Source organism: Mesorhizobium atlanticum, assembly GCF_003289965.1.
GTDB lineage: Bacteria > Pseudomonadota > Alphaproteobacteria > Rhizobiales > Rhizobiaceae > Mesorhizobium > Mesorhizobium atlanticum.
Genome location: NZ_QMBQ01000016.1, coordinates 1 through 25,651, shown reverse-complemented (window position 1 = coordinate 25,651; position 25,651 = coordinate 1). Strand labels below are relative to the sequence as shown.

Annotated in this window: 21 protein-coding genes and 3 pseudogenes; 11 read left to right on the top strand and 13 right to left on the bottom strand. The window is 58.4% G+C overall.

Annotated elements, in window-relative coordinates:
- Positions 1 to 309: 309 nt before the first annotated feature.
- From DPM35_RS31735 to tnpA (DPM35_RS31725), 3 genes are all read right to left on the bottom strand, one after another.
- Entirely contained in the window at positions 310 to 936 is a 627-nt protein-coding gene (locus DPM35_RS31735; RefSeq protein WP_245431744.1) for an IS66 family transposase zinc-finger binding domain-containing protein, read from the bottom strand.
- Between the two features lie 72 nt (positions 937 to 1,008).
- Entirely contained in the window at positions 1,009 to 1,359 is a 351-nt protein-coding gene (gene tnpB, locus DPM35_RS31730) for an IS66 family insertion sequence element accessory protein TnpB (RefSeq protein ID WP_112131433.1), read from the bottom strand.
- Entirely contained in the window at positions 1,356 to 1,766 is a 411-nt protein-coding gene (gene tnpA / locus DPM35_RS31725) for an IS66-like element accessory protein TnpA (protein WP_245431743.1), read from the bottom strand. The genes tnpB and tnpA (DPM35_RS31725) overlap by 4 nt, the downstream gene beginning before the upstream one ends.
- On the opposite strand from tnpA (DPM35_RS31725), the gene DPM35_RS31720 reads away from it, so the two are divergent.
- Both DPM35_RS31720 and DPM35_RS31715 read left to right on the top strand, forming a co-directional pair.
- Positions 1,765 to 2,229 carry a tyrosine-type recombinase/integrase gene (locus tag DPM35_RS31720; protein WP_342633687.1) on the top strand — a complete coding sequence of 155 codons (465 nt, stop codon included), beginning with the start codon at positions 1,765 to 1,767 and terminating at the stop codon, positions 2,227 to 2,229. The two genes, tnpA (DPM35_RS31725) and DPM35_RS31720, sit on opposite strands and share 2 nt — an antisense overlap.
- 139 nt (positions 2,230 to 2,368) lie before the next feature.
- Positions 2,369 to 2,584 (top strand): annotated as a pseudogene (locus tag DPM35_RS31715) (tyrosine-type recombinase/integrase); the annotation flags it as partial.
- Positions 2,585 to 2,733: 149 nt separating this feature from the next.
- Here the strand turns inward: DPM35_RS31715 and tnpA (DPM35_RS31710) are convergent.
- From tnpA (DPM35_RS31710) to DPM35_RS31690, 6 genes are all read right to left on the bottom strand, one after another.
- On the bottom strand, positions 2,734 to 3,174 hold the full coding sequence (gene tnpA, locus DPM35_RS31710; protein ID WP_198419743.1) for an IS66-like element accessory protein TnpA: 441 nt from the start codon (positions 3,172 to 3,174) through the stop codon (positions 2,734 to 2,736).
- A 543-nt stretch (positions 3,175 to 3,717) separates the two neighbouring features.
- Positions 3,718 to 5,109 (bottom strand): amidase, encoded by a 1,392-nt coding sequence (locus DPM35_RS31705; RefSeq protein WP_198419744.1) that lies wholly within the window; start codon positions 5,107 to 5,109, stop codon positions 3,718 to 3,720.
- 205 nt (positions 5,110 to 5,314) lie between these two features.
- Positions 5,315 to 6,469 carry a M24 family metallopeptidase gene (locus DPM35_RS31700; protein ID WP_112131430.1) on the bottom strand — a complete coding sequence of 385 codons (1,155 nt, stop codon included), beginning with the start codon at positions 6,467 to 6,469 and terminating at the stop codon, positions 5,315 to 5,317.
- Between the two features lie 176 nt (positions 6,470 to 6,645).
- Positions 6,646 to 6,918: a hypothetical protein gene (locus DPM35_RS32285; protein ID WP_146768022.1), complete on the bottom strand. Its 273-nt coding sequence runs from the start codon at positions 6,916 to 6,918 to the stop codon at positions 6,646 to 6,648.
- Positions 6,919 to 6,957: 39 nt separating this feature from the next.
- Positions 6,958 to 8,436, bottom strand: a complete 1,479-nt coding sequence (locus DPM35_RS31695) for a dipeptidase (protein ID WP_112131429.1) — start codon at positions 8,434 to 8,436, stop codon at positions 6,958 to 6,960.
- Positions 8,418 to 9,083 carry a M14 family metallopeptidase gene (locus DPM35_RS31690; protein WP_146768021.1) on the bottom strand — a complete coding sequence of 222 codons (666 nt, stop codon included), beginning with the start codon at positions 9,081 to 9,083 and terminating at the stop codon, positions 8,418 to 8,420. Before DPM35_RS31690 ends, DPM35_RS31695 begins: the two co-directional genes overlap by 19 nt.
- Positions 9,084 to 9,775: 692 nt before the next feature.
- Here DPM35_RS31690 and DPM35_RS31685 point away from each other — a divergent pair.
- From DPM35_RS31685 to DPM35_RS31650, 8 genes are all read left to right on the top strand, one after another.
- Positions 9,776 to 10,879, top strand: a complete 1,104-nt coding sequence (locus tag DPM35_RS31685) for an ABC transporter substrate-binding protein (protein ID WP_112131427.1) — start codon at positions 9,776 to 9,778, stop codon at positions 10,877 to 10,879.
- A gap of 79 nt (positions 10,880 to 10,958) precedes the next feature.
- The gene (locus DPM35_RS31680; protein WP_112131426.1) at positions 10,959 to 12,122 is read left to right on the top strand and encodes an ABC transporter ATP-binding protein; all 1,164 of its coding nucleotides are present in this window, start codon (positions 10,959 to 10,961) and stop codon (positions 12,120 to 12,122) included.
- A gap of 21 nt (positions 12,123 to 12,143) precedes the next feature.
- Positions 12,144 to 13,916, top strand: coding sequence for an ABC transporter permease subunit (locus DPM35_RS31675; protein ID WP_112131425.1), 1,773 nt, complete (start codon positions 12,144 to 12,146; stop codon positions 13,914 to 13,916).
- Between the two features lie 464 nt (positions 13,917 to 14,380).
- The gene (locus DPM35_RS31670; protein WP_112131424.1) at positions 14,381 to 15,376 is read left to right on the top strand and encodes a succinylglutamate desuccinylase/aspartoacylase family protein; all 996 of its coding nucleotides are present in this window, start codon (positions 14,381 to 14,383) and stop codon (positions 15,374 to 15,376) included.
- 153 nt (positions 15,377 to 15,529) lie between these two features.
- Entirely contained in the window at positions 15,530 to 16,690 is a 1,161-nt protein-coding gene (locus DPM35_RS31665; protein ID WP_112131423.1) for a M24 family metallopeptidase, read from the top strand.
- A gap of 251 nt (positions 16,691 to 16,941) precedes the next feature.
- On the top strand, positions 16,942 to 18,222 hold the full coding sequence (locus DPM35_RS31660) for an aspartate aminotransferase family protein (RefSeq protein WP_112131422.1): 1,281 nt from the start codon (positions 16,942 to 16,944) through the stop codon (positions 18,220 to 18,222).
- Positions 18,223 to 18,230: 8 nt separating this feature from the next.
- Positions 18,231 to 19,307 carry a phosphotransferase gene (locus DPM35_RS31655; RefSeq protein WP_112131421.1) on the top strand — a complete coding sequence of 359 codons (1,077 nt, stop codon included), beginning with the start codon at positions 18,231 to 18,233 and terminating at the stop codon, positions 19,305 to 19,307.
- A 111-nt stretch (positions 19,308 to 19,418) separates the two neighbouring features.
- A complete protein-coding gene (locus tag DPM35_RS31650) occupies positions 19,419 to 19,898 on the top strand; it encodes a transposase (RefSeq protein WP_112131420.1) in 480 nt (159 codons plus the stop codon).
- Between the two features lie 405 nt (positions 19,899 to 20,303).
- Here the strand turns inward: DPM35_RS31650 and tnpC are convergent.
- From tnpC to DPM35_RS31630, 4 genes and pseudogenes are all read right to left on the bottom strand, one after another.
- Positions 20,304 to 21,459 (bottom strand): annotated as a pseudogene (gene tnpC, locus DPM35_RS31645) (IS66 family transposase); the annotation flags it as partial.
- 80 nt (positions 21,460 to 21,539) lie between these two features.
- Entirely contained in the window at positions 21,540 to 22,307 is a 768-nt protein-coding gene (gene istB / locus DPM35_RS31640; protein WP_112131419.1) for an IS21-like element IS1631 family helper ATPase IstB, read from the bottom strand.
- Complete coding sequence (istA, locus tag DPM35_RS31635; protein WP_112131418.1) at positions 22,285 to 24,030, bottom strand: IS21 family transposase; 1,746 nt, start codon at positions 24,028 to 24,030, stop codon at positions 22,285 to 22,287. The genes istB and istA overlap by 23 nt, the downstream gene beginning before the upstream one ends.
- Before the next feature lie 143 nt (positions 24,031 to 24,173).
- Positions 24,174 to 24,467: pseudogene (locus DPM35_RS31630) on the bottom strand (IS66 family transposase); the annotation flags it as partial.
- A gap of 81 nt (positions 24,468 to 24,548) precedes the next feature.
- Here DPM35_RS31630 and DPM35_RS31625 point away from each other — a divergent pair.
- Positions 24,549 to 24,932, top strand: a complete 384-nt coding sequence (locus DPM35_RS31625) for a transposase (protein WP_112131417.1) — start codon at positions 24,549 to 24,551, stop codon at positions 24,930 to 24,932.
- Positions 24,933 to 25,651: the final 719 nt, after the last annotated feature.

Genomic DNA, 25,651 nt, shown 5'->3' with positions numbered 1-25,651 from the left:
TGGTACAATGTCTTTGCGCTGGTAATAAATCGGGCGCCGTGGGCACGCCGCCACGCTACATAGGAGTCGATTGCGTCACGGAGGATCATAGCAGTCCCTCCAGATCAATCGCCGCAACCTCGCGACGGCCGGCGAAAAAGAACTTCAAACATAATCCAGGTCTCCTTGTTGTTGGCGCCTGGATCATGCCATCGGATGTGCTTTAGAAAATTATGTTGCGGAGATTGCTTGGGATCGCCTGAAACTCGGGCAGAACCGGAGCTTCCGCAGCATAATCCTCAGCGCAACATCTTATCGCGTATGTTGATGTCAACATACCCGATAGAAAGGTAGATGATAACCCCACTTCGCCATCATGATGTGAGCGAGCGCGGCATAGCTGAGCTTGCCGCGTGCAATGGGCTTGGCTGGTGCCGGCGCCTGGATGATCTTATCGCAGGTCCGGCAGCTGTACTTGGGTCGAATGGTCTCCATGACCTGCCAGGCCTGAGCGACCAGATCGAGCATCTCCTCGCTATCCTGGCCCATGGCGCGCAGATCGCCTCCGCAGCCCGGACAGCATGCGCAGGACGGTTCGCGAACGATCCTCTTGCGCGGCAGATCCGGGTTGAGCTTGCGCACCGGCAACACCCGGACCTTGTCGGTGTCAGCGACGATGGGCAGCTCGGCATCGGCTTCGTTGACGGCCAAATCGGTCTCGAGATCTTCGAGCTCGAGATGCATCTGGCCGAGCTTCTCGGACGAGCGGCCGAAGGCCCTGCGGTTGAAGCGATCGATCTGCAGCTGCAGGCGCTGGATGCGAAGTGCGGCCTCAGCGCGTTCTCTTCGCAGCTGCTCATCGCGTTCGGCGATGGTGATGTCCCGGGCAGAAACGGTCGCTTCCAGAAAGGCGATCCGGGCGAGGAAATCAGCGATTGAGGGAGCTTGTTCCGACACCCAAACTACATACCCGAAAGACCTCCTTTACGGAAGCAAAATCGACACAAAATCAATGACAAACGACCGAATTTAGCCGGCCAGACGCGGGCGATAAATCTTGTTCGGCCGACGCCAGTCGATGCCGTCCAGAAGCAGCGAAAGCTGTGCCTTGGTGAGCGAAACGGCGACTTGGTCCTTGGCGGTCGGCCAGGCGAAGCAACCCTCCGAAAGGCGCTTTGTAAAAAGACAGAACCCTTGGTCATCATGCGCCAAAATCTTGATGATATGACCCTTGCGTCCACGGAAGCAGAAGATCGCACCCGTGTGTGGGTCGAGCGCGAGCACCTGCTGCACCATGCGCGCCAGGCTGTTGATCCCGCGGCGCATATCGGTCTCACCGCAGCACAGATAAATCCGGTCCGTCGGCACCACCGTGATCACCTGGTCAACTCCGCCAGGACGATACGCAGCGCTGTCGGATCGACGGCCCCGTCGATCCGCAAACGCGCGCCGCTCGGAAAGGCCACGACGATTCTGCCGGCCGGGTCCGGGCAATCGGCGACGGGGCGTTCGACCTCCGGCAGATCGTTCACCTCGATCCGCGCAAAGGTCGCCGTCGCCTGGTCGGCATCGAGCTCGCCGCCGGCCATCTGCTTGCGCCACGCATAGAGTTGGGATGGAGCGACGCCGAACGCTTGCGCGACCTCGGTCACCGAAGACCCCGCCGCGTTCGCCAGGTCGACCAACGCTCGCTTCTCGGTGCAACTCCACAGCCTCCGCTGCCGCGCGCGCCCGGGCAGCGTTGCACAATCTTGGGCCGTCGCGGCACCGCCCAACTCGGCGACCATGTCGCCCCTCGCATGTTCCAATGTCATGGCGCGAAAGCTCCATGTTCATCAGCCTATTGCAAGGTGCCTTGGTGCATCGCTTACGCTGAAAGAGCCTCAGCGCGGAGAAGAGAGTATCCTGTTTCCCAGCGCCAGAGGTGAGCGGCTGAGCGTTCATGGCGTTCAGTATATGCTGAACAAACACCGCCAGACCGCTTCTGCCATGTGCCCGTCGCTGAATGGAAAGCGCGTCACTGTTCATCGTCTGAGGCACACGATGGCCATGGACCTCCTGCAGGCGGGCGTCGATCGCGCCGTCATCGCTCTGTGGCTCGGCCATGAATCGGTCGAGACCACACAGATCTATCTCGAGGCGACGTTGGCAATGAAGGAGGCGGCGTTGGCAAAGACGGTCCCATATTCCGGCAAGTCATCGCGCTTCCGGCCCGACGACAATCTGCTGGAGTTCTTGAACAGCCTGTAGATCGCGCTGACTATGTCGGGTGGCCCGGGTGTCTCTGCGGAAAATCTCTTTATTCCTCAGACGTTTGCCGTTGCGGTCAAAGCTACCCGACATAGTCGGGCGGGGTAGATAGTGCCGGCTATGTCTTGATCGATATAGCAGGCACAGCTGCGCCATGCACATGCTTCAGGCGGCGCGCGACATTCGCAAAGTAGCGCTGTGGCTCGGTCACGCCACTCTCCAGAGCACGGAGATCTACCTGCGCGCTGACCCGACCGAAAAACTCGAGATGCTCGACGCTTTGGCGCCGCTCGGCATCACGCCAGGCAAATTCCGCCCGCCGGATAAACTGATCGCGATGCTTGCCACGCGATAGTGCATAGTTATGTGGAGTCGATGGATGTCGAAAAGGCCGGCGATGCGTCCATCGGCGTCTCCGGCTCCGCATAATCATGGTCGCCGCATAGTTGCGGAAGTCCACCGGTTTTGTCGCCACCATGACCTTGACGGCGCCCGTCGGCCCGATCACGACGTTGCCTTCAGCGCACGGATCACCGCCGCAACCGTCTTGGCGTCTGCGCCGCGGCCAACCCGCATGGCGATGCCGTCGATCTCAAGCTCGATCAGGCCAGCATCTCGGGTCGCCTTCCGCTCCCGCGGCCGTGTTGGACGCGTCGGCGCGGGCTCCGGAGGCGGTGCCTCCACCACCGCCGGCACGAAGGCCGGTGAATCCTGCTGCACCGGAGCGGCCTGTTTGCGCGCTTCGCGCCGCCAGGCGAACACCTGCTGCGGCCTGAGGCCATAACGCCGGGCGACTTCGGAGATGATTGCGTTCGGCTCCAGCGTCTCCGCGACGATCCGCGCCTTGTCATCCATCGACCAGTGACGCCGGCCGCCAGCGCCGTTGATCACCTCGAAACGCCGGGGTTGCCGCTCCGGGTCAAGCGTAAGGTCAAGTCCAGACACAAGCCTATCTCCGATCCCAATACAGGATCGGCAACCTCACAGATCGCGATCACTCCCGAAAGGTGGCCCCGAAACACCGCTTACAGTCAGATAGCTGAACGTGGTTCTGTGTCGAAAGTAGGTGCCGGCCTGCGGGGGCCTTCACCACCCGTAGGCGGCGGTAGCGGGTCTGGCCAATTCAGCGTTTGAGAGTTCTTCAAGATCTTATAGTCGTATTTCCGCAAATCCTCACATGTGCGGTCCAAACGGCGGACACGCTCCACTATTGGAGCAGCCCTCTTAGTCAGATTGCGGAAGCTATCAATCTAATCTGCGGCCTGAAAATCGCGCGCAAGGGATGATTTGAGGCATTCAGCGCTTCAAGATCCACGTGCCGTTGCAAGACTTTTAGGACTCCGCCTTTTTTGTAGACGCTGTTCGGAGACTCAGGACGCAGGAAGATCGTAGCGGGTCAGGCGCTATATGACGAACTGTTCTGCCAGCGTGCGGAGAACCCCGAGGATGCTCACAAGGTTCGGATTGATTGCACCGGAGGGACTTATATCATCGCTCAGAGGACGGCTGGGGTGTTCTTGCCATCGAAAGATGTCCCAAGCGGCTCTCGATGGAGTATGCCGCCGCAAGAACGGCTGTGTCAGAATACCGCGCACCCACCAACTGAAGCCCAACGGGAAGTCCCCGATCATCCAATCCCGATGGAAGCGACGCTGCAGGTTGTTGCGTTAGATTGAAAGGGTAGGTGAAGGGGGTCCAATCAACCCACTCCTTGTAAACATCATTTGGTACATTTTGCCCTACTGGGAATGGTGCGATCGGCATTGTTGGTGTAACCAGAAGGTCGTAGTCTTCATGGAACTTCGCCATAAGAGCGGAAAGCTCGTAACGCATAGCCTCAGCTTCCTGAAATTCAGCAAGCGTGATCGTCATGCCGCGTTCGGCACCTTCCAGAAAGCCCGGATCTAAAAGCTGTCTTTGCTTTTTATCCAGCCGTGACACGATCCGGGCGGCACCAGCGAACCAAAATGTGGCGAATATCTCTACCGGATCTGCGAACCCCGGATTGATTTCGACTACCTCCGCCCCAAGATCTCGAATTTGATCGACCGCCTTATCGGTGACTTTCTTGATATCGTGATCCACTTTTACATAGCCAAGGTCTTGACTATAGCCGATTCGGCAGCCCCTAAGTGATTTTGCTGGATCGACCTGAAGACCGGGATAAGCAGGGCCCGCATAGCCGTCGCGAGCGTCCTTTCGTGCGATGACATTCATCATCAGGATCGCATCGGCCACTGTACGCGTCAGCGGTCCCAAATGAGACAGTGTGGTCATGGCGCTAGCAGGCCATTGCGGAACAATTCCGAAGGTCGGCTTAAAGCCGAACGTGCCTGTGAAGCTCGCTGGTATGCGAATTGATCCCCCGCCGTCGCTACCTTGATGAAGAAAGCCAAGATTGAGCGCCGCAGCGACTGCCGCACCTCCCGAGGACCCGCCTGGAGTCAGATGAGGATTCCATGGGTTGCGGGTGATCCCGTAGAGTGGACTATCGGTAACACCTTTCCAGCCAAACTCCGGAGTAGTTGTCTTCCCTAGGATAACGGCACCGGCTTCGCGAAGGCGCGCTGTGACGGGCGCGTCGTCTGTCCAAGATCCTTCGGCGTCAGTAGACAGTGATCCACGCCTTGTGGGCCACCCCCGTGTCAAAGTGAGATCTTTGATTGTGGCCGGAATGCCATCAAGTTGTCCCGCTGGCTCCCCCTTCATCCATCGCGCCTCCGAAGCTCGGGCAACAGACCTCGCCTGTTGGTGGTCGACGACGCAAAATGCGTTGAACGTCTGGTTGCTGGCGCCGATGCGGCTCAGACAGTCATCGACGACTTCAACGGGCGAAAGCTGCCGCCTTCGATATAGCTCAAGGCATTCACATGCCGTCATACAGTCAAGGGATGTTCGCAATGGATGAATCATCGTTGTTCTCGAGTCCGCATTGTGTCTCAGGCAGATGCCATCCGTCTCGCCCGCTCGAAGTTTCGCATCGAGCGCCTCCGATGGCAGCAAAGCGTTCGGACCCGATGCGGGGTTCTCAGGGACCTCAGCCAATGGATGCCCATTTGCCGTCGGCTGATTAAAGCTTAAGAAATTACGCGCGGTAGAGTGTGTGCGGTGTATGGCTGAGTATTTCAGCACCGCGCTCCGTCACTAGGACATGCTCGCTTGTCCCAAGCAGATAACCGCCCTCCCCACACAGAATGATCGGCATATGCAACGTCATACCCGCCTGGAGGACGTCTGTCGCATCCGGCTCCAAGCTAAGATTGCCGCGTTCCGTCCAATTGATGCCGGTCTGGTATCCGACCCGGTGGTTAAGAACCTTCGGACGCGCGGACCGCTCGATCACCTTCCGGCCGGCAGCATCCACCTCGCCTGCGGTTGCCCCTGGCTTAATTGCTGCGATTACCGCATCGAGGGCCTCCACCGACAGAGCGTGCAGTGATTCCGTCTCAGGATGTCTGCCGAGCACCGCGGTTCGGACAATTCCCGCCGAGTAGCCCTGCTTGAGACCACCGAGTTCCATGAAAGCAGGCTCATTGTTTCCGATCGGGTGATCCATTGGGCTGCCGTGCGACAGCTTCGTTCGCTCCCCAAACAGCAGCGTCGTGGCAGGCGCCTGGAGTTCTCCGCCGGCTTTTTTAACTTCCTGGTCGATGTCCGCGGCCACTTCAGATTCGGTGATGCCCTCCCGCAGTGAAAGCTGAAATGTGCGCACAGCCACGTCGGTTAGGACCATTGCAGCTCGCATGGCTTGGAGCTCAAGATCTGTCTTCACGGCCGCTACAGATGCGACCAACCGGGTTGCATCAATAACCTTCGCCTCAGGAATTTGCGCCTGAATGGCGGTTACGTCGGCTGGTGCCAGATTCCAGCAACCTAGCTCAAAGCCTAACCTCTTGTTCTGCAGTCCAAAACGCCGAAGCGTATCGCCGCAGACTCTGGCAAAATCGTTCTGCTCGGTATAAGGCACGATCTCAGCGACGCAGCTCTCAGCACGAACGGCGCCCAATTCGTACTCGCGCGCGACCAACGTTGGCGTCCGCCCCGGCGCGAGGATAAGCGGGAAAGGCGCGAAATATCCACCTTTTCCACTGTATCCGGTGAGATACTGCAGGTGCCCATGGGCGGTAACGAGGAGTCCATCGAGTTTGGCCCGCTCTATCGCCTCGAGCACCTTCTGCTGCCGGCGCTCGTATTCTGATTTCGGGAACGGGGTCCCGGTTAGAGGGATTGCAGAGGACATGATGATACCTTTAACTCCTACTTCAATTAGTCGTTTAGTTCAGGTCAATCAGCAAGCGTCTGTCCTGCCAGACGGCTGCGAGTAAAAAACCTTCGGTGGGTTGGCGGTCGTCAGGAATCAAATCGCAGATTGTGACATCTACGAAGGTGGTTTACAGGCCCCCCTGCAGCGCTTCTCTACCCACCACCAATACGTGAAACTCTGATGCCGACCATGCCGCCGAGGGTTACTGAGACGCCGACATTGCCGTCAACAAATGGCCGCTCGTCGATCCATTTGCTGCACTCGTCAATTCCGGTGAAGGCGAGCGGGACCGGCCTGTGTGGCGAAAATGATGTAATTGGCTGCGGAGCGCACTGAGGCGCCCCAGAGACAAATTTGTCGCGCGCTTCTTGATAGCTGTCGGAAGACAAAAGTGGCACGTGAAGCTTGGCTATATCGAAGCTCATTTTTGCTTACCTATTTTTTGGGACGCTGGCTGGTTGATTTTAAGATGCAGAACCCGGCTCGGTCGCCCCGCTATCAGGTGCGACTCGCGGATGGAATTGTTGCGCCTTGTCCGCCGCGACCGCCGCTATCGATCGAAACTCATCGGCGCTGAGCTCGCCGACTTGCTCCAGTAACCTTGGCCACGCGGATAGACCGTCGGCCAGCGAAGCCAATCGGAAGAACTCGTTGGGAGCGTGAATATCCTCATCAGACAAAGCAAACCCAAACATAAGAGTCTGAATTCCAAGCAGTTCTTCAAATATGGCGGTGATGGGAATGGACGCCCCCAGTCGGACAAGCACCGGCTCTTGGCCCGCCCCAGACAGGACTCTTTTAGCGGCAATGAGAAGGGGGTGTCCGGTCGGCAGGTAGTAGGCGCGACTTCCCGTACCCAGGTCGTCGATCAAGAGCTTAACGTCCGGCGCACAAACTTTAAGCAAATGAGCTTTGAGTGAGTCCAACACTTGACGGGTGTCCTGGCCCGGTACGGTTCTCAAAGACAGCTTAGCGTGGGCGGTGCTTGGGATCACTGTCTTGCTGCCGTTACCGATGTAACCTCCCCATACCCCGTTTATGTCCAGTGACGGCCGAAGCGTAAGCCGCTCGCGTGTCGAAAAGCCAGGTTCTCCATTGATGCGCGCTCCAACGTCTTTGACGAAATTGGATTCGTCGAAGGGAAACTTCGCCGTTTCATCTCGTGCACTTTGGCTCACAGAAGACACAGGCGGCAACAATCCTGGAACTGCAATCGCACCATCCTCGTCATGCAAAGAAGCAATGACCCTCGCCATTTCATGCACTGCGTTGCGAACCGCCCCCCCGTATAGACCGGAATGGAGGTCCTTATCGGCGGTCCTGAGAGAGAACTCAAATTCGACAATCCCACGCAAAGCAACATTAATCGTGGGAACTGTCGAATGCATTCGCGAGTCATCTGTGGAGATCATCCCATCAGCTTGCAGTAGGTCCCCGTACAGTCCCACAATCGTTCGCAAACTAGGACTATTTATTTCCTCTTCTCCTTCTAGGAATACCTTCACGTTCACGGGGCACGAACCGCGGCCCCTCAGGAAGGCAGCGATAGTCTCAAGCGCGATTGCGGTGGATCCTTTGTCGTCAGATGCGCCTCGGGCGTACAGCCTTCCGTCTCGGATGGTTGGTTCGAAAGGTGGCGTGATCCAATCTTCTTGGGGATCGGGGGGCTGGACGTCATAGTGTCCATAAATTAGCAACGTGGGCTTCCCGGGAGCGCCGGTCCAAGCACCATAGACGGCGGGATGCCCCCCTCCATCGAGCAGTTGGACATCTCTCAAGCCCATGCTGTTGAGCCAGTCTGTTAGAAACGTTTGTGCAGCACGCATTCCTCCTGCAAAAGCAGGATCGGTGCTCACACTTGGCAGGCGCAAGAACGAACAAAGTCTATTGATAATTTCGGTTTGGCGACCGAGCAGGTCCTTTACTATTGCATCAACGTGCATTGGCTTTTCCTAGCAACCACACTGAATATTTTCATCAGTAGAACCAGGCGCATCGAGTTCTCTGCTCTCGCAACATACGGAGGACTTATTTCTCTTGGGACGTCGAGCCCCGAGCGGCAAGGTTCATAGTTTCCCAGTGCGGGAGATTGAAGCTCATGAGACCGACGCGTTTCTAGTCTTTGGCCGGACTTCCGTCCTCGGAAGGTAGGGCACCTGGCCTTACTCTCGACCAACCCGAGCGCGATGATCGCGTTTTGTACCCTAGCTTCGCACATCGCGAAATCTTTCGCCTGGATCGCGCCAACGCCGAATTCAGAACAAATAAATGCCTTGCCTTGGTGTCGGGCCACGATACCAAACATCCCAGCCGTCTCGCGGCAATCGGGTGCGTTGCTGGCGGCCGGCGGAAAGTCCCATCTTAGTCTGAAGCCGTGTAGATCAAACACCATGTCGTCCATTAGGAAAAATATGCGCGGGACGGCATCCGCGAGTTGTTCGGTCACTGGTACGCGGGCGCGGCCCCGAAGTACGCGCTTGAGGTTCAACCCATCGAACGGAGTGTTGCGGCCCGAGGCCTGCACGGCCAATGGGTTGAGCGCGGGCACGACAATGAAACTTCCATACCTCTGTAAGTCGTCTCGCAGCATTTGGCGCTTCCTCTTCATCGCCTGATTTCGTCCAAGGACAAGAAGGCGAGGTCCCACTCCTCTGTTAACACTCAATATCCGGAGCCAAAGCTCCCTGAGTTCGGAACCAACCGTGACAACAAGATGCCCCCCCCCTGCTTACACCGGGCGTATCGGAAGCCAGCGTAGGGTGTGTTGCCCCGGTCACTATCTAAATCGACCCGTTGTGCGCATTCGGCCGAAGGCTCGCCGGATGCACGCTCCTTTCTGCGGCTGGGTTTGCATCCTCCCACTTTGGAAGTATGCGCCACACGGCGTTCAATTCGCCAATATAATGTCCCGGACAGTGCCATCGCGTTTCTAGATAGAAACGTTAGACGGAGCCATGGCTTTGCCCATGTGCGAAGGTAAGGCCCAAACGCTCGCGGCTCTCAACCAGGTCCGGCTGCCGACTACACACTCCGCAGGATTGGCGCCATCTCGCGGCAAGATGGGTGGATACATAAACTGAATTTGACCCGATACAGTTGGGGGGCGATTGTTGGTCCAGCAGCAATGTCGGGAGCCATAGCGCGACCGTAGCGTGGCAAAGCGTAGTCGAGCAAGCCTTGGAAAGCGGTTATGGGTGAACCTGAGCTTCAATAATCGAGAGCAGAAAACAATTTCCGGGCGCTCATTATCAAGTGAATCAAACACTGCAATGGGAGAACGCAATGAAAAATATCCTAAATCGTAGACGCTTTATCCAGGCAGCGTCGTCCGCTGTCGCGGCTGGCGCTCTATCTTCCGTCGCCACCCGATCTCGGGCACAGTCGTCTGGCGAATTGCGAGTCTTGGTGAACGGTGGCGATGTCGGAAAATCCAATATTGAAGCCTACGTGAAACCGTTTGAGGCCGAGACTGGTGTAAAGGTAACTCCAATTACCCAAGACTTTGACTTCGCGAAGCTTGAGCTTATGGTAAAATCAAACAACGTTACTATTGATGTAGGGCCGATGGCTCCTGGCGGAGCGCTTCCGGCAGGTGCAAAAGGATATCTCGAGAAGATTGACTACTCGATTTACAAGAAGGACGAGCTCGACGGCATATTTGAATTCGCCAAGGATCAGTTCGGCGTCGCATCGCTTATTTATTCGTATAATATGGTCTATAATACGAAGAAGCTCTCGCCCGACAAGCGGCCCGCCAACTGGGCTGAGTTCTGGGATGTCGCAAAGTTTCCAGGTACCCGATTCCTCGTCTCGGGCCAGTACGGGTCTGAAGGGCCTTGGGAGGAGGCTTTGATGGCGGACGGCGTCGATCCCCTGAAACTTTACCCCATGGACATCGATCGCATTTTCGCCAGCCTCGACAATATAAAGCCACATATCCGCAAGTGGTGGAGTAATGGTTCCGAGATCCAGCAGTTGATGAATGGTGGAACTGGCGATGTTATGAATTCCTATGACGGCCGGGCCATCTCATTAATTGATAAAGGGTCGCCCATCGAAATATCCCGCAATCAGGCCAAGCTGACTTGGGACTATTGGGTAATCCCAAAAGGAGGCCCGAATGTGCAAAACGCTCAAAGGTTTGTTGAATTCGCCACCCGGGCCGAGCGCCAAGCGGCCTTTTCTAAACTTTACCCGGAAGGCCCTAGCAACCGCAACGCGTTCAAGTTAATAGCGGATGATGTGGCCCGTAAGCTACCCACCCACCCTGACTACATGACGAAAAGCATACCTATAAACGGGGGATGGTATGCCGAAGTTGGATCGGATGGGCTGTCGAATACGCAGAGGCTCGCCCAGCGCTGGAGCGAGTGGGTTCTTCGATAATTCAGTGCAGTCAATTGGTCGGCGAGTCAGCATCATTTTTGGGCGCTGGCTCGCCGATCTCTGGTATTGAGGAGCGACCATGTCGGATGCCCTTATTATTGCCAGGATAGATTCCGGTCGAGCGAGCCCGTCGAATCTCAATCTTGGCAGCCGCCCTTTCAATGTCGCGGCGTCAGGCCGTTCTACCGAGGATAATGCATTGGAACAGAGCCCAGCCCAGATCGAATTTCGTAACGTTACCAAGAGGTACGGGCAGGTTACCGCGGTCCAAGATGTTTCCCTGACTGTCCGACGCGGCGAATTTTTGACCATTCTCGGCCCCAGTGGTTCGGGCAAGACCACGGCACTGATGCTGCTCGCCGGCTTCGTAGCTCCAACTGAGGGCGACATTCTAATCGCCGGAAATTCAGTCGCCGCGGTCCCATCCTACCGGCGCGACCAAGGCATTGTGTTCCAAAGCTATGCGTTGTTTCCACACCTTACGGTGCGTCGTAATCTCGAATTTCCGCTCGAAATGCGTGGTGTAAATGCAGGCGATAGACTAAAACGAGTAGATCGCATTCTTGAGCGCGTGCATCTTAAAGACTTCGGCGGTCGCATGCCCTCGCAATTGAGCGGCGGTCAGCAGCAACGGGTGGCGCTTGCTCGCGCGCTGATCGCCGATCCACCGTTCCTCCTGCTTGACGAGCCTCTTGGCGCTCTTGACCGTAATCTCCGCGAGCAAATGCAGATCGAAATGAAGACCCTGCACAAAGAGTTCGGCATCACCACAATATGCGTGACCCATGACCAAGAGGAGGCGCTCACCCTGTCGGATCGCATCGTAGTCATGCGGGCCGGGCGGATTGAACAGACTGATAGGCCGGAGGCCCTTTATGATCGCCCAGCATCCCGCTTCGTGGCAAATTTTCTTGGCGAGGCAAACATCCTCGAAAATCTCGATTGTGACGTGGAGTCCAATGCACCGCAACCGCCCGGCACGGTGCCCATGATCCGCCCGGAGCGCATCTGCGTGGCTGCCCCCGGGGCGCCGACCCGCTCTGATGAGCGCCAGCGTCAATCCGTTACTGGCATCGTCGAAGACATGATCTATGCCGGCCCGTTGCGGAAATACCATGTTCGCGTCGGGAGCAGTGTGCTCGTCGCGCGCGAGCATGCCGCCTCGGGACAGCAGATCTTCCGACAGGGCGACACAGTCCAACTCGATTGGCTGCAATCTGACGTCCGCTTCGTCGAAGCGTGAAGCCCCCGGAGAGATGCGCGCATGCGAATGCTTCAGAAATTGGGCCGGACGCCAATTGTACTCACAGTGCCAGCCTTCGTCATTTTGCTCGCCGTTTTCGGGATACCGATCGTTCAGCTCTTCCTGACCAGCATCAATGCGCCGGACTTGTCGGTCGTCAACTATTTTGCTTTTTTCGGCCAGACAGCAAATGTCCGAGTTCTTTTCCAAACGATCGAGATCAGCGTGGTGGCCACGGCAATTTGCCTAGGCATTGGGTATCCCACGGCCTATCTGATCGTGACTGCCTCTAAGCGCCTGCGTATGGCGCTCATCGTTTTAGTCGTAATCCCCTATCTGACCAGTGGATTGGCGCGTACTTATGCGTGGATAATAATTCTCGGCGATGGGGGTTTAATAAACAATCTGCTGGTTGAACTTGGGCTGATTTCGAGTCCTCTGCCGCTTATCTACAACCGTATGGCCGTGTATATCGCCATGGTGCATATTATGCTGCCTATGATGATTTTGCCTCTCGTCAGCGTAATGATGGGTATCGACAGGTCGCTGATGGCCGCTGCGCGCAGCATGGGCGCGCGACCGATCACCGCTTTCTGGCGTGTGTTCTTCCCCCTCAGCTTGCCAGGAGTGCGCAGTGGCTCACTGTTAGTCTTCGTAATCTGCCTCGGCTTCTACATAACGCCGGCCGCCGTAGGCGGGCTACGCGATGCTATGCTGTCAACCTTCATAGCCTCGCAGTTCACGACCGGCTTGGATATGGCACCCATTGCAGCCTCTTCCTTCATTCTCCTGGCGATCGCCGTGGTCGTGCTCTCGGTCCTCGGGCTCGACCTCTCGGGTACTCAGCAGCACGCGGTGCAAGCCGCACCGAAGGCTCGGCAAACTTGGTTCTTCTGGTTCGGCACGGTGAAACGCTATCTCGGAGAGCTTCTCGTCTCTTCACGTGCCAAGCGATGGAGGGCCCAGCTCTATCAGACCGGAAGCAGAAGCCGCTGGTCAACTCTCGCTGGACCGACGTTTGTCTTCCTGGTCTTGTGTTATCTATTGTTTCCCGAACTTGTCGTTATCATCATGTCGTTCAGCGCTGGGTCGCTTTTGGAATTTCCGCCATCTGGCCTTTCCATGCGGTGGTACCGTTCGTTCTTCGACGATCCAGCCTGGTACGGCGCTGCCTGGACCAGCATCCAAATAGGAGTGGCGGTCTGTACACTGTCAACTTTTGTCGGCACCCTCGCCGCCTATGGGATCAGCCGCATCGGTCCGAAACTGCGCGGCCCTCTAACCATGCTGATGCTGACTCCGATTACCATTCCGGTTATCGTTGTGGGCGTGACGACATACTTTGGGCTGGTCAATCTCGGACTGATCGGTTCGAAGACAGGCATCATCCTGGCGCACAGCATTGGCGCTATCGGCTACGTCGTTGTGATAGTTTCGGCGACACTGGCAAATTTTGACCGAAAGCTAGAGCAGGCAGCTATGAGCATGCGTGCTGGGCCGCTCCAAACCTTTACCAGGGTGACGTTGCCCTTGATCCGGCCGGGCATAATCGGCGGCGCCGTGTTCGCGTTCATTCACTCCTTTGATGAGGTCGTTGTTACCTCATTGGTCGGCGGATTTTCAGTCTACACCCTGCCTCTGAAAATGTGGGAGAACATCCGAAACCAGATCGACCCTACAGTCGCCGCAGTGGCATCGCTGTTGACGTTACTGCCGGTGCTCTGGCTAGTTGTCCTCTACGTCATGTGGTGGCGGTCGAGGCAATCGAGCCGGCTGCACTTCCAGAGTTCATAGCCTAAATGGCATGTAGAAAGCCGCCATCGCGTGCCGCTGCCGCTCGCTACAGCTTTCCTACGATATTTGGCCGAGACCGATAGCTTCAGGCGGCGCGCAGAAGGAGAGGTTTAGGCTTGAAAGGAGAAGGCACGGTTGACGCTGGCTGGAGCTACCGATCTCGGTAGAGGCAATCTCACGTTTAAGTGCAGTGCGACCTCTCCGGCCTTCCGGTCGACATCTGGTTGCAAGAAGACACTGATCTGCAAATTGAATTGGACGCGTGGAGTCGGGCAGAGTTCTACTCCTCTCGCAAGGGATAACAATCTAGACGTTCAGGTGCGCGGCGCAGGATTCAGGCGCGACTACAACCGCCGCGCTTAGCTAAACGCTGGGCGATCCTCAACGCCATTGACGAGCTTGCGGGCTTACGCTTGCAAAGCCTCAAGCCAAATTTGCACGGTACCTACGAAGGAAGCTGGACAATGAACGAAGATCCTCACTTAACCTTTGACATTAATACGCCCGGTTTGAGCACCGGGCACCTTGTGGTTCCTGCAGGCAATGATTTTGAAACTCTGGCAATCCCTGTCGTGAGCTTGAACAAGGGTGACGGACCGCGCATCCTGATAACTGGCGCCAACCACGGAAACGAACTGGAGGGTCCTCTCGTCGCGCGCAGGCTTATGGCGTGGCTTCCAGAAGCGCAAACTTGCGGCAGGATCGTGATCGTGCCGGTATTGAATCCGCCTGCTGTGCGGGGATCAAGCCGAAACACGCCAATTGACGGCTTAAACCTAAATCGAACGTTTCCAGGGCGGCCAGATGGATCGATAAGCGAACGGATTTCTGATGCGCTATGTCGTGTGCTCGTAACGGAGGCCGACATTGTATTTGATCTTCATAGCATGGGGCCCCCTTTCATTTCGGTCCCTATGGTGATCACGCATCCCATATCCGATCCCGATTTGATGGCGAAGACGCTCCGACTTGGCCAATCCATGAAGATGCCAATCACGCTGCTTTGGGAGCATAACGAAACGGCCGGCATGTTCGATAGCTGGGTGCATGGCCAGGGGAAAATATTCATATGCACCGAGTTCGGAGGCGGCGTCCTCACCCTTGAAGATCTGAACATTTATGAGGCTGGGGTGAGAAACGGCCTGATTAACCTGGGTGTGATTGACGGCAAGCCAGAAGTACCGCCTTACCGGCAGCAGAAGGCCTGTCAGACACTTGAAACTTTATTGGTCGACAAAGTTGCGTCGCCTTTGCCCGGCATATTTGAACCGGCGTGCTCAGTGCTTCAGATAGTCCAGCAGGGAGACATCATCGGGAAGGTGCATCCAGTCGACTCGGTATCGAGCGAGTCCCTCATCATTCGTTCGCCCTCTGAGGGAACTATTTGCACTATCAGGACGGGTTCCTTTGTGGCCGAGGATCAAGACCTGGCGATCATAGCGAGGCCCGTTGCCACATAAGTTTTCTCGCACGTCCCGGTTTAGCCTTGCGGAGCAGGATGGCGTTCAGGTGACTGGGCTTGTCAGCTGCGCAAGCAGACTCATTATTCGCGAGGGGCTCGCTGCCCACGAATAGAATGCACGTCAACGTCGCCACGCGAGAGGAGTTTATTTATGACAGGTCACAAGCCAATACCATTCACTGGCTCGCCATTTGGGAAGGCGGAGTTTGAAACTCGGCAAAAGAACGTTCTGAAGAAGGCGGGACAGGCTGGTCTCGATGCTTTGGTCGTCACCGCACATGGTCACTTGCGGTATCTCAGCGGATACGACGGTATGGGCGGCTATTTTATGCCTTTTCCTCTCATCCTTGTCCCCGGAAAACCGCCGACCTACGTGGTTCGCGAGTACGAGGTCGTTGGGGTAGAGGCGGAAGGTTGTATTGATGACATCGTAGTCTACACGGAGCAACAAGACTTTGCCAAAGTATGCGCCGACGTGCTGCGCAAATCGGGCTTGGCGAGCAAGCGAGTTGGTTTCGAGCTGGGTTGCTGGAATTTGGCGCCCGCTGATGTCATCGCGCTGCAGGCGGCCCTTCCCGATATGAAAGTTGTTGATGCCTCGCGTCTAGTCTCTTCGGTGATGGCTGTCAAAAATGAGCCTGAGATCAAGGCCATGCGAGAAGCTATGGCCATGACAGATGTCGCAGTGCAAGCATTTCAGCAGTCAATCCGTGCGGGTATCACCGAGAGTGAAATGGCGATGGCTATCCATGCGGCGGTTAGCAAGGCAGGTGGTGATGAAGTCGCATTGACATCGATTGGGTTCGGCGAGCGGACAAGACTACCCCACACGAAGCTCACTAACCATCCGCTAAGCGAAAACGAACCTGCGATGATAGAAGTTGGTGGTCGGAACCAAGGGTACGTCGGGCCAATAGTGCGCAGTGCCCTCCTTGGACGCCACTCTGAGGCTGAGACACTGCACGCTATATCCGAAGAGGCTCTCGAGGCTGCGATCGATGCACTCAAACCAGGTGTGACCGCAGGCGAAGTAGATGCAGCAGCGCGCAAAGTAGTCGAGCGCTCTGTTCGGCCGAAATCCCTTAATCACCGAGTTGGTTACCAAACTGGTGCCCCTTGGGCAGAACGTGGTAACATCAGCCTGGAACCCGGAGCAACCGATGTCCTCCAGGTTAATACGACGGTGCATATGCCTATGATACTTTTCGGCGAAGATGGTTACTTGATCGGCTGCAGCGAGACTGTTTTGGTCACGCCGAATGGAGCGGAGATCCTTAGCGGCACGCCACATACTCTCCATCGCGTCCGATAGCATTACCGGAACGAAGACTTGTTGTAGGGTTGTACGTGCTTATGCGATCCCAGTTTGGGCTGGATCACACCTAGCAGGTGGGCGACGTAGCGGGCGCATCTCGTGCACAGGCAGGCCTTGGAGGCGCTGGCCCCCAGGGCCTGAGCCAGGCATCATTAATTTGTCAGGGACAAGCCGTTCATGCCCTGGCAGCGCCGATCGATGTAGTTTTGAGCGCCCACCGGGACGCCATTAATGTAAAGTAAGGCGAAATGTCGAACCGAGTTGAAGAGATCATCAGGCATCGGGACAAGGTCCTCGGTCCCGGGTACCAGTTCTCTGAAACGTTACCGATCGAGTTCGTCTCGGGGCATGGCGCTCACTTGATCGATCGCGATGGCAACGACTATCTGGATGCCTTCAACAACGTCCAGGGCGTGGGCCATGCCAACCCGCATGTCGCGGACGCGGTCTACCGTCAAATGTCTGCCATCAACACGGATACGCGCTACCCGCAAAGGCTTCTGGTTGATTATGCGGAACGCTTGCTTGCAACCGTTCCACCGGTGCTGTCCAAGGTTACGTTCCCCTGCACGGGCTCAGAGGCGAACGACCTTGCGACCCGGGTCGCTAGGTTTCATACGGGCGGCGAGGGGATCATCGCCACGCACTGGGCCTTTCACGGCCGTACACGCGAGGTGGCTAGCTTCTCGCCCATGCTAGGTGCTGGATCGCCGCTTGGACCGAACGTACGCCTGATTTCCCCTCCGGATCCCCGCCTTGTGGAACTGGGGAGTTCATTGGACGCCTTTATGCGTGACCAGGTCCGCAAGGCGATCCAAGATCTCGAGCGCCATGGCTACAAGCTCGCGGCGTTTATTGCCGATGCGGCGTTCACGTCCGACGGCATTTTCACCCATCCGGTGGGATGCCTAAAATCCGTCGGGGACGAGGTTCACGCGGCGGGCGGCGTTTACATCGCGGACGAAGTTCAGTCAGGCTTCAGCCAGCTTGGCGAGTCGATGTGGGGGTTCAGCCGGCACGGCGTGGTGCCGGATATTGTTACAATGGGCAAGGCGATGGGGGGCGGGTACCCGATCTCTGGGGTCCTGTTCCGGCCGGAAGTCTCGGACGAGTTCGGGCGGAGGGTCAGCTATTTCAATACATTGGGCGGTCGCTCGGTGTCCTTTGCAGCCGCCTCGGCCGTGCTTGATGTCTTCGAGCAGGAGAACGTGCGCGAGCGGGTTATGGCCAATGGCGGTTTGGTGCGCGCTGGCCTTGAAGAATTGACGCATAACTCGCCTTATGTTTGCGAAGTCAGGGGCAGCGGCTTGTACCTTGGTGTTGAAATCGTCAAAGACCGGGCAACCCGTGAGCCGGATCCGGTCCGTTGCGAGGAGATTATCGGGGATTTGCGGGCCAACCGGGTTTTGATTAGCCGGACCGGTCCGGCGTCGAATGTGCTGAAAGTGCGACCTCCCGTGGCCTTTACGGCTGCTGATGCAGCACGCTTTCTTGAAACGTTTGCAGCCGTGGCGAAACGGCATCTGTGAGGCCTGTTATGACGAAGACATCAAGCGCGGCGTTGCAACGCCTTCTCGAAGTCAGCTGCCTGTTGGCGCCCAGTGAGCCCGTCGATCTCTCTCACCTCGCAACCGCCCTGGAAACACATTACGGGCTTCGCGGCCAACTCAAGCGCCTGCCGAGCGAAAAAGGCGTCACCTTGAGGCTGACGGCCGAGACAGGCGAATTTTTGGTCAAGATGGCGCCGATTGATGAACCCGAACCTGTCACCTCGCTTCAGGTCGCTGTGATGCGTCATCTCGAGGATAGGGCTCCCAACGTACCGGTCCAGCGGCTCCAAGTCGCGCGGGACGGTAACGATAGCGTTTTCATCAGTCCGGACGGTGGTCGCCGGCGTATCCTGACCGTATATAAGTTCGTGAGGGGGGTCTTATGGGAACAGGTCTTGGCCGACACGGGTCAAATCATTCAGGTCGGGGAAACGCTTGGCAGCCTGAACCGTGCCTTGGCACACTTCGATCATCCCGCTGCCGGCCGGGATTTGGTTTACGATATTCACCATTTCGCCGAATGGGCGCCCTTGGTCGAACAGGTGCCGGTATCGCACCATCGGTCTCTGGCCCTGCGGGTGTTCGGTTTGTTCGCGGATTCAGTTCAACCACGACTAGGGGATCTTGAGCAACAGGTCATCCATGGTGACTTTGCCCCGAACAACGTTGTGGTTGATCCCGAGGGTGCGAACTTCACCAAGGCTATCCTGGACTTCGGCGACGCGGTGAGGACAGCCGCGATCTTTGATCCTGCCAACACCATGGCCCATCTAGTCGGCGGTACTCACGACCATCCATGGGAGTCAGCGGTCACTTTCGGCGACGGTTACATGCGGAGCCGACCCGTAAACGCTGCAGAAGTGCAACTCTTGCCTCCCGCAGCGCTGGCGCGCCTCACCATGCTGGCACTCATCCGATATTGGAAGGCGGAGCGGTCTCCCGATCAGCACGGCGAACTCATGTCTGAAGCTGAGTATTATTGGGCGAACCTTGAAAAAGCACTGCGCGTCCCGTGTGACGAGGTCACCGAACTGTTGCACAGGGCCATCGCTGTCAGGAATTAGCCCCATGCAGCAGGTCGGCTACCTGCGTCTTCCAATAAAACCGGACAGAGATGGAGTGCACCCCGCGAGGAGAGGAAACTGCGGGCATGGCCGGAAGGCAGAGAGTTATAGATGAGGACCAAAAAGGTGGCGCTTCTCCAACGCATGGAGGCGGGCGAAACCGTCAGCAAGTTGGCAGATGAGGTTAGCGTCAGTAGCCAACGTCTTTACGAGTGGCGTGATCATCTCAGGGTTCATGGCAATCTGATGTCACGTCGGCGCGGCCGGCCGGCCGGATCGACAACAGCTGTTGAGGGGGCTACGCGGCGGCAGCAGTTCTGGCACGAAAAGGCACTGACCAAGGCCAGGCACCGGATCAGGGAGCTGGAGCAGAAAGTCGGGCAACAGCAGCTCGACCTCGATTTTTTTCGCGAAGCCTTCGGCACTTCGAGGAAGATCAGCGTCGGAGCAGCGCTCCTGGGCTCCTGGCGAAACGGGATCTTCAAAGTCATCGAAAAGATGACGAACGGTTTATGCACGAGGTGGCAAATACAAACGTGTGAGACCGGTAATTTTTCTGGGGTCAGGCGGCGCGTAGAAGGGGCGGTTTAGGCTTGAGTATTGGCCGCTCGGCGCTGGTTGCCGAAATCGTGCGCGCAACCTGTCGCGAAGCTCGCCGTTGAGCGCTGCCGTCCGAACCTGCATGCCTGCATGCCTATGTGCCCCGTGAAGCGTGAGCGCTGTTCCGGCACCACCTTTCGCGCGTGGTCATGAGCCACGATGCTCGGAGCCTTTGAGGGCTTCGACACATGACGATTTCAGAGCTTACGCTTAAGTCCAGGGACGTATCCATACGCTGAAGGCCGCCTTACCGAAGCGTACCTTGAGGCATTAGCTAGTGTCCACTTAGATTAGGTGATTAAGTGGACGCTTGCGGAATGTACGCATACGACGAAGGCCGCATGATTGGCACATGCGCATGCGCGCGGCGGGCTGTATGATGGCGATGCGTGAAGGTCAGGTGGCCTGCTGATCGGCGACCTTGTCGGCTTCGCGCAGGCGCTTCCATTCCCAAGGCAGTAGGTTCGTGCAGACGCGAGGCGGGAAGATCGGCAATGCAGGCCAAGACGTCGGCGAGCCAGGCTTTCGGGTCGACGTCGTTGAGGCGTGCCGTGGTGATGAGGGTAAGCATAACGGCGGCGCGGTCGGCGCCGCGCTGGGAACCGGCGAAGGTCCAGTTGCGCCTTCCCACGCAGCGCTCTTTCGGCGGCGTTGTTGCTGAGGCAGATCCTGCCGTCGTCGATGAAGCGGGCGAAGTCGACCCAGCGCCTGAGCATGTAGTTCATCGGCTTCAGGACCTCGGAAGAGCGCGAGAGGGTATCGCGCTCGCGGAGCAACCAGGCGTGCATGTCGTCGAGAAGTGGTTTGCTCTTCTCTTGGCGCACGGCATACCGCTCGTCAGCGCTGCGGCCGTTGATGGCACGCTCGATCTCGAACAGCGCGTCGAGGCGCCTGACCGCGTCCAGCGCAATCGGGGAGATCGGTTTGCCCTTCTGGCCATCCCGGGCCTTTTTCGCGATGTCGGCCAATTCGAAGAATCCTCGCCGCGCATGGGCGTAGCAAAAGGCCGGCGTGATCGGCTGCTACTTCCGCAGCGGGTCAAACAGCGCTCGAAGCCACTGTAACAGTCGCACTGAAGGATCCCGGCGAATCCGGCCAGATGCTTCTGAGGATGCTCGCCGCGCCGGTCGCTGGAGGCGTAATAGATCGCCGCCGGCGGCGCAGGCCCGGCGAAGGGACGGTCGTCGCGCGTATAGGTCCATATGCGCCCGGTCGCGCACTTGTCCTTCGCCAGGATGCGAATGGTGGTGTCGTCCCCATGAAGGCGCTCGGCCGCGAGCATATGGCGCTCGATCAGCTGGAAGAGCGGCATCACGGCGAAGGTTCCGTGGCCGACCTGATCGGCCAGCGTCGACAGCGGCAGCTCGATCCCCTCGGCCTTGAAGCGCGCGCTCTGGCGGTTGAGCCGAGCATGCATGCCGAACTTGTCGAACAAGATTGTCGCCAGCAGTTGGGGACCAATGAAGCCGCGCGGCGTGGCATGGAACGGCGCCGGCGGCTGGGTGATCTTCTCGCAGTCACGGCAGGTGAACTTTTCGCGCACCGTCTCGATCCCCGCGGGTCACTTCAAATTCCCCCGGTTGGGGTCAGTCAAACTCCTCCACCTGCCGGGCAGGACAAGAAGTGGATTTGTTAGTTTGACTTCGTTTCCCGGGCAAGGGCTTCAGCGGCTTCTTTGAGCCGATAGCTGCGTCCGTCGAACTCGAGCAGATGGCAATGATGCATCAGCCGATCGAGTATCGTTGTGCTCATGGTGTTGTCTCGCAGGTATGCCCCCCAGTCCTGTACGACCCGATTGGAGGTGACGATGACGCTGCGGCGCAGTTTGTAGCGCTGATGGATCAGGGTCTGCAGCCATGCGCCGGCGTCGTCGGGAATGGCGCGTGCGAGGAACAGATCGTCCAGCACGAGGAGATCGCAGTCGATGATTGTTCGCATCCGGGCCTCGCGTTGCGCCGGGGCGTCCAGAGCGTGGCGGTTGAAGAAGTCATCGGTCTCGAGATACTGAACCTTGTGGCTGTGCAGGATCGCCTGATAGGCGATCGCCTTGGCGATGTGGGATTTCCCGGTGCCCGGTTTGCCGACGAGCAGCGCGTTCTCGCCGGCGGCTATGAAGGCCAGCGTGTGGAGTTGGAAGCAAGTTTGGCGCGGCAATTTGGGATTGAAGGACCAATCGAACTCGGCGAGCGTCAGTTTCTCATCGAGTCCGGATTGCTGATATCGCCGCTCAATAAGGCGGGACTGGCGACGGTCCAGTTCGTCCTGCAGGATCAAGGAGAAAGTCTCCAGGAAGGGTTGGTTTGCGCCCTGCGCCTGCAGCACGCGCGTCTGCAGCGTGTCGCGGACGCCCGACAGGCGCAGCTGTCGCAGGCAGCGTTCAATTTCTGGCATGGTCATCATGGGCTTGGGTCTCCAGTTTGAGGTGAGAAGGCGCAGCGGGAGCGCTCGTGGCGTCGAAGCTGGTCGGGGTTGCGCAGACGCCACGAGCGCGGATTGCAGGGGCGCGGTCGTCGCGAGCGCCGGGCTGGCCGCCGTTGCCGGCCTCGTGTCGCACAGCACGGCTGAAGAGGTCGCCATATTCGGCGGGGGCGCGGATCAGCGGATGATCCTGGGTGAGCTGCGATGCCGGCTGCGGGGCATCTTCAACCTGTTCCAGCGCCTGCGCAAACAGCCGCTCGACAGTCGCGCGTACGTGCTTGTAGCGGAAGATGCCGTTGCTGATGGCATGAGCACAGGCCTGCTCGACCAGCCGTGCCGGATATTTCCGGCTCAGCCCGACAATGCCCCACATCGCGCGCTGTCCGGGGCGTCCCTCGGCATCGAACATGTGTTGGCACAGGGCCCTGGTTTGGGGGCCGATGCGCCCGGCGTTCGCCAGCAGCACGGCGGTTTGCCGCGACGGATTGAACGGCCGTTCGTTGGTCGGCAGGACGACAGAACCGGGGTGGGTCATCCGCGGATGAATGCGCAGCAGCGCATGGGTGTGGCGATCACGGATCTCGATCGTGGAGGTGTAAATGCGCACGACGACTTGACAGCCGATGGGCGCGGGCCGAGCGGCGTAATAGCTGCTGTCGACGCGCACGGTGGTGTCGTCGCAGACGGTCCGAACGACTTCAGTGAACATGCGGAAGGGCGCGACAGGCAGCGGCCGCAGGTGCGGCTTTTCCTCCTGGAACATGGCCTCGACCTGACGGCGAGTGCTGCCGTGGATGCGCTTGGAAGCCCAGTTCTCCTCCCAGTGCCTCAAGAACTCGTTCTGGGCTTCCAGCGTCTCGAAGCGCCGTCCGGCCAGCGCGGTGCCCTGGGTGTGTTGAATCGCATTCTCGACGCTCCCCTTCCGATTGGGGTCGGCCACGCGGGCCGGATCGGCGACGACGCCGTAATGAGCAAGCATCGCACTGTAGATCGGATTGAGCTCGGGTTCGTACAGATCGGGCTTGAGGACGCCTTCCTTCAGGTTATCGAGCACAACATAGCTGGCCACCCCGCCAAAATACCGAAACGCTTCTTCGTGAAGCTGCGCCCAGACTTGCTGGCTGGATTGCCAGACCACACGTCGGAAGCTGCGCCGCGAATAGCGCAGCGTCATCACGAACAGACGGGGACGACGATACCGGCCGCTCTTGGGATCGATCGTCAGCGCGCCCTCGCCATAGTCGACCTGAGCCTCCTCGCCGGGGAGGAACTCAAGACGATAAAACTGCGCGGGATCCTTGTGTCGCAACGTGCGCACAAATCGCTTGACGCTCTGGTAGCTGGACGGAAAGCCAAATTGATCGACCAAGTCCTGGTAAATCGCCTGCGCATTGCGCTTCAGGCGGACCTGCTCTTCGATCCACGTGCGATGCGGTTCGCAGGCCGAGCGGGCCAGGCTGCTGGTGACCGTCGCTCCCGACCCGCCAAAAGCCGGTGGTCGGGGTGGGGGAATTTGGTCCTCCGCGCTTGCCGAGCCGGCGGTCACTTCCCCGGGGGAATTTGCCTCCGCACCGGCCCGCTGCGCCCGGTAACGACGTATCGTCTTGCGATCGACGCCCGTCAGCCTTTGAATCTCGCGCTGGCTGGTGTTGCGATCGAGTAATGTCAGTACGGTGCTTTGCAGATGTGCCTTCAAGACGTTCAACTCCCGGTCCCCTCGCTGTATGAAGGGGCGAAAATAAACGTCCTGCCTTACCGGCTACCGCTGTTTAGTGGCGTTGCCGGTGATCATCAGGTGGGGGATTTTCAAGTGACCATACCTGGGGGATTTTGACCGACCCGCGGGGCGATCAGCTTGAACCGGCGCGGGATCTCTTCCAGCGTCTCGGTCACATCCTCGCCCAGCTTGGACAGCCGGGATCCGCCGCAGCAGGCACAGGTGCTGGATGGCTCGATGACGATGCGCTCGCGCTCGATGTCGGTCGGCCATGGCTTGCGCACCGGCCGTTTGCGCGTGAAGGGGCGCACCGTCTGCGTCTTCGCCGCCGCTGCCTGCGCGGCAAGCTCATCCTCGGTCGCCGAGGTGACGAGTTCTTCGAGTTCCAATTCCAACTGCTCGATCAGCCGCGCCGTGCGCTCGGAGTATGCGTACGACGAAGGCCGCCTACTGACGCGTACGTTGAGGCGTTAGTGTCCGCTTAGATTTAAGTGGACGCTTGGCGAATGAAATATCTAGCTATGGAGCAGCCGTCGACGGTGGCGGCGAGCAGGCCCGCGGATCTGCCGCTGCCGACGGGAATGGGCCGGCAGCGGACACGCCGCTCCTGGACGGTCGAGCAAAAGCTGGCGATCTTGAGTGAGGTGCGGGAGTCCGGTGACCGGGTGGCGGTTGTAGCGCGGCGCCACGACATGAACGCGAACCACCTGCACCTCTGGATGAAGCAAGCCCGGGAGCGGAGATTGGATGACCGATCCGAGATGCCGGTCGCCTTCATTGACATGGGCGTTGTCGGTGCGGGCCCGCGCGATGCAGAACCAGAAGAGGCGGCCCTTGCGCGATCGCCCACTGAGCCAGCTGCGATCAGCCATGTGGCGCGACAATTTTGATGAGAAGCGCGCAACATATGTGGAAGGGCCACGCGGGCAAGCGCTTTTTCAGACATTTCATCCAGCGGGATCGGTGCGGTCATATGTCCGGCCTTTCAGCGCGGTCTAAGACCGCTGGCCTCGATGAGATTCGCGATGCGAGGGGCTGATCAATCTGACGCGCTGAAAGCGCATTGTCGCGCCCGCCCCTCTCGCCTCGGATTTCGTCCCGTGGATCATCGTCTAATTGTGCACCTCGCCCCTGTCCGGCGTCGCGCCGGCCAGTCCGTCCTGGTCTTCGTTCGGCTCAGGCGCGTGTTGCGCCGCTTGCCGCACCGGTATTTCGATCCGCCCTTGGTGAGCAGCGCCCAGATAATCCTCGCCATCTTGTTGGCGAGCGCGACCGCGACGACCTTGAAAGGCCGCCGCGCCAAAAGGGTGACTAGACGATCGATTCCATGAAACTGGCATGTGCTCGTAAAGGCGCGGGTCTGAATAGGTCGCGCATGGAACTGGTGGGTTGCTTGCGGATTCCTCGTTGGCAGTGAGCTGAACGAGGAGCAGCGAAATGGCAAGAAGGCGGCGAGCGATTGAGCTGGCGATGAGCGATGAGGAGATTGGAAGTCTGACGGCGCTTTCGCGCTCGCGAACCGAGCCGGCCCGGCGGGTTGAACGGGCGCGAATGCTGCTCGCCTACCGTGACAATCCATCGTTCTTCGCGGTCGGGCGGAGCCTTGGCG

What these genes read in the sequence shown, in the direction of transcription:
- DPM35_RS31700 (WP_112131430.1), bottom strand. Translation starts at nt 6,469, where the DNA reads ATGTCCTCTGCAATCCCTCTAACCGGGACCCCGTTCCCGAAATCAGAA.
- DPM35_RS31660 (WP_112131422.1), top strand. Translation starts at nt 16,942, where the DNA reads ATGTCGAACCGAGTTGAAGAGATCATCAGGCATCGGGACAAGGTCCTC.
- DPM35_RS32285 (WP_146768022.1), bottom strand. Translation starts at nt 6,918, where the DNA reads ATGAGCTTCGATATAGCCAAGCTTCACGTGCCACTTTTGTCTTCCGAC.
- DPM35_RS31655 (WP_112131421.1), top strand. Translation starts at nt 18,231, where the DNA reads ATGACGAAGACATCAAGCGCGGCGTTGCAACGCCTTCTCGAAGTCAGC.
- DPM35_RS31625 (WP_112131417.1), top strand. Translation starts at nt 24,549, where the DNA reads ATGAAATATCTAGCTATGGAGCAGCCGTCGACGGTGGCGGCGAGCAGG.
- DPM35_RS31705 (WP_198419744.1), bottom strand. Translation starts at nt 5,109, where the DNA reads ATGACGGCATGTGAATGCCTTGAGCTATATCGAAGGCGGCAGCTTTCG.
- DPM35_RS31690 (WP_146768021.1), bottom strand. Translation starts at nt 9,083, where the DNA reads ATGCTGCGAGACGACTTACAGAGGTATGGAAGTTTCATTGTCGTGCCC.
- DPM35_RS31650 (WP_112131420.1), top strand. Translation starts at nt 19,419, where the DNA reads ATGAGGACCAAAAAGGTGGCGCTTCTCCAACGCATGGAGGCGGGCGAA.
- istB (WP_112131419.1), bottom strand. Translation starts at nt 22,307, where the DNA reads ATGATGACCATGCCAGAAATTGAACGCTGCCTGCGACAGCTGCGCCTG.
- tnpA (WP_245431743.1), bottom strand. Translation starts at nt 1,766, where the DNA reads ATGGTCGCCGAGTTGGGCGGTGCCGCGACGGCCCAAGATTGTGCAACG.
- DPM35_RS31670 (WP_112131424.1), top strand. Translation starts at nt 14,381, where the DNA reads ATGAACGAAGATCCTCACTTAACCTTTGACATTAATACGCCCGGTTTG.
- DPM35_RS31675 (WP_112131425.1), top strand. Translation starts at nt 12,144, where the DNA reads ATGCGAATGCTTCAGAAATTGGGCCGGACGCCAATTGTACTCACAGTG.
- DPM35_RS31695 (WP_112131429.1), bottom strand. Translation starts at nt 8,436, where the DNA reads ATGCACGTTGATGCAATAGTAAAGGACCTGCTCGGTCGCCAAACCGAA.
- DPM35_RS31680 (WP_112131426.1), top strand. Translation starts at nt 10,959, where the DNA reads ATGTCGGATGCCCTTATTATTGCCAGGATAGATTCCGGTCGAGCGAGC.
- DPM35_RS31665 (WP_112131423.1), top strand. Translation starts at nt 15,530, where the DNA reads ATGACAGGTCACAAGCCAATACCATTCACTGGCTCGCCATTTGGGAAG.
- DPM35_RS31685 (WP_112131427.1), top strand. Translation starts at nt 9,776, where the DNA reads ATGAAAAATATCCTAAATCGTAGACGCTTTATCCAGGCAGCGTCGTCC.
- DPM35_RS31720 (WP_342633687.1), top strand. Translation starts at nt 1,765, where the DNA reads ATGTCGCCCCTCGCATGTTCCAATGTCATGGCGCGAAAGCTCCATGTT.